11 protein-coding genes and 1 rRNA gene are annotated in these 12,798 nt (G+C 63.9%); 7 read left to right on the top strand and 5 right to left on the bottom strand.

Annotated features, from left to right (window positions below):
• The first annotated feature begins 16 nt into the window (after window positions 1-16).
• A complete protein-coding gene (locus Q8M13_RS03390; protein ID WP_305298217.1) occupies window positions 17-964 on the top strand; it encodes an aldo/keto reductase in 948 nt (315 codons plus the stop codon).
• A 35-nt stretch (window positions 965-999) separates the two neighbouring features.
• The gene (locus tag Q8M13_RS03385) at window positions 1,000-1,593 is read left to right on the top strand and encodes a TetR/AcrR family transcriptional regulator (RefSeq protein ID WP_305298215.1); all 594 of its coding nucleotides are present in this window, start codon (window positions 1,000-1,002) and stop codon (window positions 1,591-1,593) included.
• On the opposite strand, the gene Q8M13_RS03380 is transcribed toward Q8M13_RS03385, so the two are convergent.
• Together Q8M13_RS03380 and Q8M13_RS03375 are read right to left on the bottom strand one after the other, a co-directional pair.
• A complete protein-coding gene (locus tag Q8M13_RS03380) occupies window positions 1,590-2,135 on the bottom strand; it encodes a PAS domain-containing protein (RefSeq protein WP_305298214.1) in 546 nt (181 codons plus the stop codon). The two genes, Q8M13_RS03385 and Q8M13_RS03380, sit on opposite strands and share 4 nt — an antisense overlap.
• A gap of 106 nt (window positions 2,136-2,241) precedes the next feature.
• Window positions 2,242-2,994: a hypothetical protein gene (locus Q8M13_RS03375; protein WP_305298213.1), complete on the bottom strand. Its 753-nt coding sequence runs from the start codon at window positions 2,992-2,994 to the stop codon at window positions 2,242-2,244.
• A 316-nt stretch (window positions 2,995-3,310) separates the two neighbouring features.
• On the opposite strand from Q8M13_RS03375, the gene Q8M13_RS03370 reads away from it, so the two are divergent.
• The gene (locus tag Q8M13_RS03370) at window positions 3,311-4,879 is read left to right on the top strand and encodes a GNAT family N-acetyltransferase (protein ID WP_305298212.1); all 1,569 of its coding nucleotides are present in this window, start codon (window positions 3,311-3,313) and stop codon (window positions 4,877-4,879) included.
• A 197-nt stretch (window positions 4,880-5,076) separates the two neighbouring features.
• Here Q8M13_RS03370 and Q8M13_RS03365 read toward each other — a convergent pair whose 3' ends face one another.
• Window positions 5,077-7,956: a pitrilysin family protein gene (locus Q8M13_RS03365; protein WP_305298211.1), complete on the bottom strand. Its 2,880-nt coding sequence runs from the start codon at window positions 7,954-7,956 to the stop codon at window positions 5,077-5,079.
• A 278-nt stretch (window positions 7,957-8,234) separates the two neighbouring features.
• On the opposite strand from Q8M13_RS03365, the gene Q8M13_RS03360 reads away from it, so the two are divergent.
• From Q8M13_RS03360 to Q8M13_RS03350, 3 genes are all read left to right on the top strand, one after another.
• On the top strand, window positions 8,235-8,870 hold the full coding sequence (locus Q8M13_RS03360) for a rhomboid family intramembrane serine protease (protein ID WP_305298210.1): 636 nt from the start codon (window positions 8,235-8,237) through the stop codon (window positions 8,868-8,870).
• A 74-nt stretch (window positions 8,871-8,944) separates the two neighbouring features.
• Complete coding sequence (locus Q8M13_RS03355; protein ID WP_305298209.1) at window positions 8,945-9,373, top strand: CBS domain-containing protein; 429 nt, start codon at window positions 8,945-8,947, stop codon at window positions 9,371-9,373.
• A 139-nt stretch (window positions 9,374-9,512) separates the two neighbouring features.
• Window positions 9,513-10,226, top strand: a complete 714-nt coding sequence (locus Q8M13_RS03350; RefSeq protein ID WP_305298207.1) for a hypothetical protein — start codon at window positions 9,513-9,515, stop codon at window positions 10,224-10,226.
• Between the two features lie 6 nt (window positions 10,227-10,232).
• On the opposite strand, the gene Q8M13_RS03345 is transcribed toward Q8M13_RS03350, so the two are convergent.
• Window positions 10,233-11,042 (bottom strand): lipopolysaccharide assembly protein LapB, encoded by an 810-nt coding sequence (locus Q8M13_RS03345; protein ID WP_305298205.1) that lies wholly within the window; start codon window positions 11,040-11,042, stop codon window positions 10,233-10,235.
• A 92-nt stretch (window positions 11,043-11,134) separates the two neighbouring features.
• Complete coding sequence (locus Q8M13_RS03340; protein WP_305298204.1) at window positions 11,135-11,572, bottom strand: Rrf2 family transcriptional regulator; 438 nt, start codon at window positions 11,570-11,572, stop codon at window positions 11,135-11,137.
• Between the two features lie 874 nt (window positions 11,573-12,446).
• Here Q8M13_RS03340 and Q8M13_RS03335 point away from each other — a divergent pair.
• A 16S ribosomal RNA gene (locus Q8M13_RS03335) occupies window positions 12,447-12,798 on the top strand; the annotation flags it as partial.

Genomic DNA, 12,798 nt, shown 5'->3' with positions numbered 1-12,798 from the left:
AAACCGGGAGAGAGCGATGGAACTGCGCAGGCTTGGCAAGTCGGAGCTAGAGATCGCGCCCCTGGTGCTGGGCGGAAACGTGTTCGGATGGACGGCGGACGAGAAGACCTCGTTCGCCATCCTCGACGCCTTTGTCGATGGCGGGTTCAACGCCATCGACACCGCCGACGTCTATGCGGCGTGGACCCCAGCCGGCGCCGGGGCCTCGGAAACGGTGCTTGGCGCCTGGTTCAAGCAATCGGGCAAGCGCGACAAGGTGGTGTTGGCCACCAAGCTCGGCATGGAGATGGGCGAGGGCAAGAAGGGCCTCTCGGCCGCCTACATGGTCGAGGCTGTCGAAGCCTCGCTCAAGCGCCTGCAAACCGACCGGATCGACCTCTATCAGTCGCATCGCGACGATCCGGACACGCCGTTGGAAGAGACCGCCGAGGCGTTCGACCGGTTGGTCAAGGCCGGCAAGGTGCGGGTGATCGGCTCATCGAACTTCAGCGCAGAGCGGCTGAAAGAGGCGCTCGATGTCAGCGAACGCGGCGGCTATGCGCGCTATAACAGCGAGCAGCCGCTCTACAATCTCTACGCCCGCGGGGGCTTCGAGGGCGCGCTGCAACAAACCTGCATCGACAACGAGGTCGGGGTGATCCCGTTCTCCAGCCTGGCCTCTGGGTTCCTGACCGGCAAGTACCGGACAGAGGCCGATCTCTCGAAGAGCCCGCGTGGCCGTGGGGTGAAGCGGATGATGGACGAGCGCGGCATGCGTATCCTGGCCGCCCTCGACCAGGTGTCGGCTGGCAAGAGCGCCAGCCAGGCGCAGGTCGCGCTAGCCTGGGTCATGGCCCAGCCCGGCCTGACCGGTCCGATCGCTTCGGCCACCAGCCTGGAACAGCTCGACGAGTTGATGGGCTCGGCGCGCATGAAGCTGACCGCCGAGGACCTGGCGTTGCTGGATAAGGCGTCTGCGCCCTAGGTTGAAAAAACGACCGATCGTGCTATATCTTTGGCATGAGAAAAGGCGCCGCCACGCGTGAGGCCATTGTTGATCGGGCCCTTGATCAGGCCGTAGCGGTCGGGCTGGAGGGGTTGTCCCTCGGCCCGCTGGCCGAAAGCCTTGAGCTCTCCAAGAGCGGACTGTTCGCGCATTTCAAGTCGAAGGAAGCGCTTCAGCTCGCCGTGCTGAACGAGGCGATCATCCGCTTTCAGGCCCGCGTGGTCGAACCTAGCCTGGCTCAGCCGCGGGGCAGGCCGCGTATGGAGGAGCTGATCGGTCGGTGGTTCGACTGGATTGGCGGCGAAACCGAATCCGGTGGCTGCCTGTTTGCGGTCTCCAGCCAGGAATATGATGATCGTCCTGGCGCGCTGCGCGACCGGCTTGTCGCGTCACAGAATGATTGGCACGACACCCTGGCGCGCGTGGCCTGCGACCTGCCCAAGGCCGGCAAGGCGCCGCCGGATTATTGCCGGCAGATGGTGTTCGAACTGGTCGGGGTGAGCCTGACCTATCAGCAACATGTGAAGCTGTTCCGGACGCCGAACGCCCGCGCCCGTGCCGAAGAGGCGGTTGCGCGGATCTTGGACGACGCCCAGGCGGCGCTCTAGGCCACGCGGCGCCCGTCGAGGGTGGCGAGTTTCAGCCGGTGGGTTTCTTCGTTCGCAGGGCCGACGCCCTGGATGGAGCGGACGGCCAATTGCCGGATTGGCATGTCGCCCAGCTTGGCCACCAGGGATAGCGGCTGATAGAGCCCAAGGAAGCGTTCCGGCGAACCGGGCGCGCCGGCGATCGGGGCGAACAAGACCTCCAGCATCAGCGAGGCCCCGTTGGTCTTGCCTTCCATCTCGACGACCATCGGCTCGGGCCGGCGGCGGGCGGTTTCCAATGCGGTGTGCAGGTTGAAGCGGTCGCGCTCGCCGATGAGGTCGAGCATGTTCTGGCCGCGCAGGTCGCGCTTGTGCAGATCGGCGACCAGGCCGCCAACCAGGCGGATCGGGTAGACCCCGGAGGCGACGCGGCCCAGCATGAAGGTCTGGGTCATCAGGGTCGAGAAGTCGGCGGGATTGATCGCAGAGCGCACGGGCAGGCCGCGGAAGCCGCCTTGGCTGCGCCAGTAGTCGATCATTCTCTGAGTGTTCGAATGCACCATTTCGACACCTCGTCATGCGGCCGGGCGTGGACGCATGGGGTGCATAACAAGATCGGCGCCAGCGCTGCGGCGTATCAGATCGAGACGGCGCAGCTTGCTGGAAAGCTCAGTGCGGCAAGCTCTGAAAGAACTGGAATCCGCAGGCCAACGGGCGGGGCGGCGTGACGTGGAGACCATCTTGGGTCTCGACAAAGGCGATGCCGGCGATGTCGAGGGCGGCCCTGACCTTGGTCAGGGAACCCACCCGGACGCGTAGCGCCACTTGCGGTTCGCAATGGCCGAAAGCGGCCTTGAACTTGGCTTCGTCCCAATAGCGGAAGCCGGAGATGTCGAGATGGCAAGCCGCTTGGCCGGCCATCGGGCCGGGTTCGGCCGCCCCGAAGATCAGACCTGCGACTTCTTCGGATGAGTTCGGATGATCGAACCAGGCGGCCAGGGTGTCATGGCAAGGATAGTGGTGCTGGATGACCGCCAGGCCGACGGGGCTGATGCGTTCGCCGATATCGAAGAGGGCGAACGTCTCGGACGGCAGGCCCAGATCGTTCTTCCAGCGGCGCTCAAGGCGGTAGGTCGGACGGGTGCGGAAGCCCGAGAGGCAGGCTGCGGCGGCGTCGAGGTCATCAGTCAAGAACAGTCCAGCCCTTGGCCCAACGGGAGCATCGCTCGAAGCGTGGGGATTGTGCTGTAGATCCAGCCACCCCTTGCGCAGGAAAACCGCGTGACTGGTCCAATTTGAGCCCGGGTGTTCGGGGGAGGTGTAGTCGCCACGCGGAGACACCACGAAGCCAAGTGCGAGGAACGCGCGGGTCAGGGCCTCAAGATCGCCCGTGTAGAACGGCACATGGTCGAGCGGCAGCATCTGGATGGCCTCTCAAGCGATCCCTCCGACCATCTTTCAGGCAGAGGTTCAAAACCACAAGCCCGCTCTTTTAACGCGTGGAGGGCCTTTGGCCTCCGGCGTCCCGCTAAAGTTGAAGTCGTTCTACGTACAGTTTGGCGCGCAGGGATGCGTCGGCTTGTATTGGATTGTCACTTAAAGTTCGTTCTCTCTGTATTCGGTGCAATGGCGCCGCTTGTTTCCTTGCTGATGGCTGGAAACCTGGCGGACTTGATTGATGGCCTGTGAATGCTGTAGCTATGGCGACGCTGTAGCTTAAGAAGTTACGGGGTGTCGCATGTACATTCGTGTCATCGACGATTTTGGCGAGTTCGCCGCCGTGCGCGGCGACTGGGACGCTGTCTATGCGGCCGACCCCGATGCGCAGTTCTTCCTGTCCTGGCAGTGGCTGTTCGACTGGCTGACCTGTCACAAGACGGTCTGGTTTGTGCTCGCCGCGAAGCGAGATGAGAGCGACGAGGCGTACGCCGCCTTCCTGCCGATGCGGATGCGGACTCAGTACGACGAGAAGTTCGGCTTCTTCAATCAGCTCCACTTCGCGGGGGACGGGTTCTCGGACTACACCGGCATCCTCACGCGGCCGGAGTTCGAGGCTGAAGTCGTCCCGGCGCTCGCCGAGTTCGTGAAGCGCAAGTTCCACTGGGCGCGTTTCACGATGGACAACCTGTTGATGTCCGAACCGCGTCGGCGATTGTTCCTGGAGCCGTTCGACAAGGTTCGTTTCTCCCAGACCGACATCGACTATCGCGACAGCCGTCACAGAGTGGATAACAGCCTCTGCCTCGCGATCGACCTTCCCGAAGACTGGGACAGCTATCTGGCGACGTTGAGCGCCAACAACCGGCAGAAGATCCGCAGGCTGCTGCGCAAGGTCGACGCCGCCGAGGATTGCCGGATCACGCTCGCCACGCCCGCGACCTTCGAGCGTGACCTGCGGATGTTGCTGCACTTTTGGCGGATCAAATGGGAGTCTCGCAAGGGTCAGCGCACGGAGTCGATCCTTGGTCGGAACTTCGTGATGTTGATGCGCTGCGCGCGGCAAGGTCGCCTGATGCTGCCAGTGTTCTGGCATGGTGATCGGCCGGTGGCGGCGCTCGCGCTCCTGGTCGATCCGATCAAGAAGTCGCTGCTGTTCTTCATCACCGGCCGTGATGAGACCTACAGCGAGATGCCGGCAGGCTACCTGCTTCAGGCCTTCAGCATTCGCGAGGCGATCGCGGGCGGCTATTCGACCTACGATTTCCTGAAGGGGGACGAGCCCTACAAGTACCTGTTCGCCCCGAAGTCGCGACGGTTGAGGGCGCTCAACGTGACGACCAGGAGCGGCCGTAACCTCGGCGGCGAATTGGATCCGCGCGGCTTGCCTGCCATGATCCAGGCGGCTCTGGATTTTGAGCGGGACGGGCAGGAGGTTGAGGCCGAACGCTGCTATCGCCAGATCGTGGAGTTGGCGCCGAAGGATGGATTGGCGCTCTACCGATTTGGCCGTTTCCTGGCCAAGCGGGGCGATCACGCCGGCGCGCGAACCTGGCTGACCCGCTCGGTCGAGGCCGCGCCCTTGGGGGAGAACGCCTGGCTCTGGCTGGCGCGATCACTTCAGGCGGTGGGCGAGACGAATGCGGCGCTAGAGGCGTGCGGCGAACTCTTGAAGCTGCAGCCGCACAACGAGGTGGCGACAAAGCTGATCCTGGAGCTGAATGCACATCGCAAGCCGGGGATCGCGGCGCTGAGCGTCTGGCCGGTCAAGCGCCCGCCGAGAGAAGCGATGCTTGATCCGAACCAGGTGTTGCAACAACTGGCGGCCCATCGCTCGAGCTCTTCGCTCGGCTCGAAAACTAAGCGCTGAGCCACGGCGTGGCTATGCCTCGGCCGCACGCCTCATCGGTCGTCCGCAGTGAATCGCGATGGGGTCGCTGACACGGGCGATGGCCCCCAACTGCCGGTCCAGTTCCGCGACAACGCCGCGGATTCGCTGGGTGGATAGAGCCATCGCGGCCGAAGCTGGGCCAGACGACGGTTTGTCGCGCGTCGCGGGGTGCGACACTAATTTTTGCCGGCGGGGCGGACCTCCAGCTTCCACATGTTCTCATCCTTGAGCACCGCCTGGGCCGCCCGCTGCACGTCAGCGGCGGTCACCCGTTCAGTCCCGGAGATGATCGCACGGGTGGCTTCCAGCCGACGCGGATCGGCCTGGGCGCCCGAGAGTTCGGACAGCCAATAGCCGTTGGTTTCGCGGGCCTTCTCGATCTGATCAACGCGAGGTTTCTTGGCGCGGGCCAGTTCGTCGGCGCTGATTTCCTTGGTGCGAAGGTCGGCGGCGATCTTCTTCACGTCGTCAAAGAAGGCCGGTAGCTTTTCCGGAGGGATTTCGACGCTGGCCGACACATAACCCCAGTTCGGCCAGACGAAGCTGTGGCTATAGGCGACGTTCGGCGAATAGGTCGCGCCCTGGCTCTCGCGCAGCTCCTCGATGAGGCGCAGTTCCAGGACTTCGCCCATCACCGCGGTGTCGCGGGCGCGTTGGGGGTTGGCGTAGAAGTCCGTGGTTCGCCAGGCGAGATAGCCGATCGACTGGTCGGCCCGTCCCTTGTGCGTGAGCACGACGGGCTTATCGACGCCGGCCGGGAAGCCGATGTCGCGCTGACCGGTCGTAGCCGCCTGGGCTGGCCGCGGCTGCAGCGCGCCGAAGGTGCGGGCCACCGCCTGGGTCGCCTTTTCCACCGTGATGTCGCCGACAATGACCACTTCGATGGGCCCCGAGGTCAGGGCCGGGCTGACGATGGACTTGAAGTCGTCCAGCTTGGCGTCCGCGATCTGCTCGCGGCTTGGGAACACCCAGCGCTGATCGTTCGGGTGGAGGAGGGAGGCCAGGTCGCGCGAGACCACGCCGGAATCGGTGGCTTCATACTGGTCGTGGATGGTTTTGCCGGCGCCTTGGAGACGCTTGAACGCCTCGGCCCGCCAACCGGGTTCAGCGACATAGGCGGTCAGGACCTGCATCTGAACATCGAGATCTTCAGGGCGCGTCGAGCCGGAGAACACGAAGGCGTCGTCGGTTATACCAAACTGGGCGCCATAGACCTTGGAGGCCAGCACGCGCTCCATGTCCTCGGCGTTGATCTGCTTCAGGCCGCCTTCGATGTAGGCGCCCGAGGCCCAGCTCAGACTTTGCTCGGTCTTGGGCAGGTCCAGCCGGCCGCCGCCGACGTTCACACGGACCAGGACTTCGTCGTCCTTGAACCGGGTCGGCTTGACGGTGAGGCGCACGCCGTTCTCGAAGCGGATGAAGGTGGTGTCGAGATCGACGGCGTCCTTGGTCTCCACGACCTTGCCCGGCGCGCCGAAGGTCTCATACGGCCAGGCGACCTGTACCGAAGCGGACGGTTCGGACACCGCGACCTTGCGCGACGCGTCCAGGGCCGAGAGCAGCGTTGTTTCCGCGCCGTCGATCGCGACGGGCGAGGCCATGAACAGCAGGGGGCCGTCGCCTTTGAACGCGCCCTTGAGCGCCGCCGAAACCTGCTCTGCCTTAAGATCCTTCACCACCTCTTCGAAGAGGGCGAGGTCCTGGCTCGGGTTGGTGACCACCTCGTTGTCGCCGAGCGAGCTGACGATTTCGCCCGCCAATTGAGCCGGGGTGCGGGTGGCCGCGCCTGCGGCGCTGGCTTTCAGGTTGGCCCGATATTCGGCGATCTCGCGGTCGAGTTCGTCCTGGCGCACGCCGAACTGGACTGCGCGCCGTTGTTCCTGCTCGGCGGCCGAGAGCGCCTCGCGCCAGCGCCCAGGCTCGGCGTTGACGATAAGCATGGTCATTTCGGCAGCGTCGTATTCGTTGCTCTCGAAGACCCCGGCCCCGAGGAACGGCGGCTGGCCGCCCCGCGCCAGGGTTTGCAGGCGCCGGTTCATGACCGAGAAGCCGAGCTGCTCGATCATCTCCTTCTTGCGCTTGGCGACCGTGTCCGGGGCGGTGTCGGGACTACGCAGCCAGGCAAATTGCATCGACAGCGGGGCGCCCGGTTCGATCACCAGCTTCGCCTCGGTCTTGCGCGGCTGCACGGGTCCGAGATTGGGATCGGCGCCGCCAGGACCGGCCGGCGTCCAGTCGGAGAACTTGGACTTTATCTTGGCTTCCATCGCGTCGAGGTCGAAGTCGCCGGTGACGACGAGGACCGCACGCTCTGGGCGGTAGTAGCGGTTGTAGTAGTCGGCGATCTCGTTGGCGGGCGCGCTTTGCAGCACCTCGACCTTGCCGATCGGGTAACGGGTCGGCGGACGCTGGCCCTTCAGGAAGAACTCAAGGCGCTGCTTATATATGCGATAGGACGGCGTATCCCTGGCGCGCTCCTCCGAGAGAACCACCCCGCGTTCGCGGTCGACGGCGCCCTGCTCAAGGGTCAGGTTCCCAGCGGTCTCCCGCATCAGCATCAGCGCCGCATCGACGGTCTCGTCATTGGTGCGCGGCAGGTCGAGCTTGTAGACGGTCTCATCGAAATTGGTCGAGGCGTTGGTGTCCGCCCCGAAGGCCAGGCCCAGGCGTTCGAGGATCTTGATCATCTCGCCTTCCGGCACCGCCTTGGAGCCGTTGAAAGCCATGTGCTCAAGGAAGTGTGCGAGGCCCTGCTGGGCGTCTGTCTCCATCAACGAACCGGCGTCGAAGCGAAGGCGCACCGCCGCCTGTCCTGGGGGCGTCTGCTGCTTGCGGATCGCATAGCGCATGCCGTTGGGCAGGGCGCCGAAGCGGATATTGGGATCGGCCGCGACATCCGAACGCGCCTGGGCCCACTCGCCGGGCTTCAATTGAATCGCGGCGGCGGGGGGCGCTTCTTTCGCCGTTCCGAACTTCGGGAGTGGGAAGCTCGACGCACCGACAGGGAGGGCCAGGGCGATGACGAGCGCGGAGGCCGCGCCGAACAGACGTATCATTGAGCGTTTCGATATCCGCGATCTTGGTAAGCTCGGCACCATGCGCCGCCCAGCGTGGCCTTCGCAAGGCGCGATAGAGGCGGGGATTGTGACGTCCTGCGGGCGGGCATACGACCGCTGGAAAGCGCTCGGACGGAAAAGACCAAGCCAGACGCACGCCGAGGGCGCGGCGAAGCTGAACTTATGTGTATCTAGCCGCTTGGGCCCTTCAAGCTCGCCAAGCCCGGGCCGGGCGAGTGAATTTGGGGCTCTATATGAATGTCAGCGGAGAGCCGGTCTTGAACGAAGAGCGCCAGCCTATCTTCAACGCGCCCTGGCCATCGGTCGTGGCCACCCTGGTCATCATCGTCGGCTATCTGATTCAGACCTTCTTTCCGCAGGACTGGGTGCTGCGGAACTTCGCCTTCTCGTCGGCGGCGCTGGACGCCGGCCGGTGGCCCACCTTGTTCACGGCGATATTCCTGCACGGCAGTTGGGCCCATGCTTTGATGAACGCGGGCGGCGCCTTGGCCTTCGGCACGCCGGTCGCGCGCTATTTCGGCGCCAGCATAAAGGGCGCGCTGGTCTTCCTGGTTTTCTATCTGGTCTGCGGCGGGCTCGCGAGCCTGGGCTATGGCATGGCAAATCCGGGAAGCACCGTCTTCATGGTCGGCGCCTCGGGCGCGGTGGCCGGCCTGGTCGGCGCGGCCGCGCGGCTGATGGCGGGGGAGGGCGTTCCTGGCAAGTATATGAGCCCCATCGTCGTCAGCATGAGCATCGGATGGATCGCGGTGAACCTGTTGCTGGCCCTGGCCGGCTTCGCCCCCGGCCTAGGCAATGCCGGCGTGGCTTGGGAAGCTCACATCTTCGGCTACATCGCCGGCCTGGTGCTGATCGGGCCGTTCGGCTGGGCGTCGCGGTCCCCGGCCGCCTGACACCTTAGTGAGAACGTTGATTTCCAAGGCGTACTGAGCGACGCTGTTTCCCAGGGAATAGGGAGAACGCGCTTATGTTGGTGTCTCAGATCCTAAAGACCAAGGGCGACTTGGTGTTCACGGCCTCGCCCGCGGAGACGGTGGGCGCGATCTGCGCCTTGCTCTATTCCCGTAAAGTGGGCGCGATGGTGGTCATGGACGGTGATCGCGTGGTCGGGATGGTGTCCGAGCGCGACATGGTCCGGGTGTTCGCCGAGGAAGGCGCCGCGGCTCTGAACAAGCCTATCTCATCCTGCATGACCCATGACGTCGTCTTCGCCGAGCCCAATGAGACGATCGATTCCCTGCTTGGCCGCATGACCGATCGCCGGATTCGGCATCTTCCGGTCTGCCAGAACGAACGGCTGGTCGGCATCGTGTCGATTGGCGACCTGGTGAAGTGGAAGATCGACGAGGTCGAAGCCGAGGCCCATGGCCTGAAGGCCTATATCGCCGCCGGTTGAGGCAAAGGGCGCTCTGGGCGGAGCGGAGGGCGGCGACCTTGCGAATTCCCAAACTAGGTGACTAGCCGAGCCTGTTGAACTTGTGCAGGTAGCATAACCGTGGCGCGCGCAATCTGAGCGTGCCGTGGGGAGCGTGCCGATGGCCGACAGTCGCGAAGTCATGACGCTTCGGTTTCGATGCCCGAAGGAACTGGAAGGGATCGCGCCGCCGCCAATGCCGGCGGTGCAAGGGCTGCCCACCTGGTTGAAGACCATGCCCTCGCAAGCGTTCAGCGCCGCGGTCGCCCACGAGGACGATACGGTGAAACGCTGTCCGCCCTTCATCGACGCCATGACGTCAGGCTTCCTGATCCCGCTGCTGTGCGATGTGCGGGTCCAGGGCGGCGAATTCTCGTGGGACAACGAGCTCCCAATGGGCTCGAGCCTGCCGTTCCCGCGATCGCCGATCAGTTTCCATGACCCTAGCCAAGCGGCCGATACGCCGCTGTTCGACGCCGACCGCTTCCTGATCAAGTTCAACAACGTTTGGACGATCGAGGCGCCCGAGGGCTATTCGCTGCTTTTCACCCATCCGGTCAATCGGTTCGATCTCCCGTTCACGACCTTGACCGGCCTGGTGGATTGCGACCGGTATCGCGACGCATGGATTCATTTTCCAGCGCAGTGGCGAGACGAAAACTTCAATGGGGTGCTGCCGAAGGGCACCCCGGTCGCGCAGTGCTTCCCGGTAAAGCGAGAGACATGGAGAGGCGAAACCGCCCCTCTGACCGACGCGGAGGCCGAGCGCGCGCATGACTTGCTGACCGAGATGGAGCGCGACAGCGGCGTCTATCGCCGGCGCTTCAGAGCCTGAAGACGGCTAGGACAAGGCCGAACGGAGGAAAGCTAGCGCTGCACTGGGACGCAGGAAGAGCCGGCCGTGCGACGCGCCGGCGAGCGCGCTGATCGCGAGGGGCGCGAATGACGGCGCATCATGGATCGCGCGTCGGATAATCGCTTCGCCCTCGTCGCGACGCCCCAATTCCAGCAGGCACTTCCCAAGACTGATGCGCGAAGGCGGATCGTCAGGCTGTTTGGCGAGAGCCTGTCGGTACAGCCCTGCGGCCTCGGCGTAGTCGCCCTCGATCGTCGCCAACTGCGCCAAGGCGACTATGGCGTCTCGGCGACCTGGGGCCGCGGCGCGCACATGTTCGAAGGCGCTGCGCGCGCGGGCGCGGTCATTGAGCTTGAGATGGATGTGGCCGAGCGCGATACGCAGCCCGTCAGCCTTGGGCATGAGACCTAGCGCCTGATCCAGCACGCCGAGCGCCTCTCCATAGCGCCCGGCCGCACAAAGGGCGCCGCTCAGTTCGAGAAACGCCGGCGGGTGCGGCGGCCGGCGCTCGGTGGCTTGCCGCCATTGATCGATTGCCTCCGTAGTTTGGCCCGTCGCAAACAGTGCCCGGGCGAGCAGGTCCTCAATCACAGGATCGCCGCTGCGCCGCGCCGCCTTCATCAAGGCGGGGAGGGCTTGCTCGGGCTTCTGCAGTTCGATCAGCGCCGAACCGAGGATCTCGACGGCGACGAGGTTGCTGCGGTCAGCCTTAAGGGCTGTGTCCGCCAGCCGCGCCGCCTCTTCGGGGTTGCGCCGTCGCAAGGCGAGGACGGCCTGTTCGAGAACGGGCGTCATCCGTCGCTGCGTGGGCGCTGATCCGGTTTCTTTGCCCCTCAAGAGTGAGCTCCAGCACCAAGGACAAGATTGCGGATGGCGCGGGGCGCCGATCAGCCAGGATTGAAGACTTCGGCGCCTTCACCGGTCGCTGCATCCGCCAGGCTGTAGCCTTCCAGCACATCCGACGTCGCATCGCGGGCGCGCAATAGAGCCTCACGCAAGGAACAGGTCGCCAGGTCGGGGCAGTCGTCGCATTTCCGGAAGGAGAGACGGCTGACGCAGGGGGCCAGGGCGAGCGGCCCGTCTATGATGCGGATCACCTCAGCAAAGCTGATCTCGGCGGCGTCGCGAGCGAGGGTATAGCCGCCGAACTTGCCGCGGCGGCTGACCACCACCTTGTTACGGGCCAGCTCCAGCAGGATGGCTTCCAGGAATTTGCGCGGCGCATCGGCGCGACTCGCCAGTTCGCCAGACGTCACCTGGTCGCCGTGGGCGCGGGCAAGCTCGACAAGAGCACGTAGCGCGTAGCGGGCCTTTTGCGACAACATTCTCGTGAGAGCCTCCTAAGCCTGCCCCTTTAAGGATGAAGCAGGCTTTTCCACAAGCCAGGAGCCTCTTTTGTCGTGATCTCGTCATAAGGGCTTGCGGACTCAAATGCCGCTGGTTAGAAGCCGCCCTCGCTCGGAAACGGGCCGGACGGATGCGGGGTTGGCGGCGTAGAAGTCGTTGATTTTGTTTCGGAAAGGCAAGTGACTGGGTGTGTTGACCGGGCTGTTTTGGTGAGCCTGGGGGCGGTGTCCCTAGCGCAGACCTGAGATGGTTGTTTGGGTTGGTTCGGATGTTTCCGGGCTGGTTTGAAAAGCCTCACGGCGCGGTTGACATGAAGGGGGTCGGCGACTAGATACGCCGCTCCTTCGGGGCCGCCCCGGCGGTTGAGGACTTGAGAAACTTCTTCAAAAGTTTCTTGCTTTTCTCAGCTCAGCTGGATAGGTTCCGGACCTTCAACCGACTCGCTACGGACTTTTGAGGGAAGCCCCTCGGCGGCCCAGAGAGAGTTTTGCGCTAAATTCCAGGGTGACTTGGACGGCGCGAAAAGATCCGAAAGGATCGGTTGACACCAAAGAGACGGCCAACTAGATAGCCGCCTCCGCCGACCACCGGCGCTAAACAGTGGGGTTGGCGAGAGCCGATCGGGATCTTTGACATCGTTGAATTGGAAAGAGAAACGCAGGCGGCGGCGCTCTCGCAGATAGTCTTAACCAGACTGTCTCGACGCTGACCAAATCTGCGGTCTCTTGAAGACAATACCATGTACCGGACGATCTTCGGATCGCGAGGTAAATGGGAACTCGTCAAGAACTATGTAGAACAATGCCAGTTGGTTCCTTCCCGGAACTAGCAACATTGATGTCAGAGTCATCTCAACCTGAGAGTTTGATCCTGGCTCAGAGCGAACGCTGGCGGCAGGCCTAATACATGCAAGTCGAGCGGTCCCTTCGGGGGCAGCGGCGGACGGGTGAGTAACGCGTGGGAACGTGCCCTTTGGTACGGAACAACTGAGGGAAACTTCAGCTAATACCGTATGTGCCCTTCGGGGGAAAGATTTATCGCCATTGGAGCGGCCCGCGTTGGATTAGGTAGTTGGTGAGGTAAAGGCTCACCAAGCCTACGATCCATAGCTGGTCTGAGAGGATGACCAGCCACACTGGGACTGAGACACGGCCCAGACTCCTACGGGAGGCAGCAGTAGGGAATCTTGCGCAATGGGCGAAAG

This window comes from Phenylobacterium sp. (assembly GCF_030681155.1).
GTDB lineage: Bacteria > Pseudomonadota > Alphaproteobacteria > Caulobacterales > Caulobacteraceae > Phenylobacterium.
Note: the sequence above shows the minus strand (reverse complement) of the source record. Positions and strands in the feature narration are given on the sequence as shown.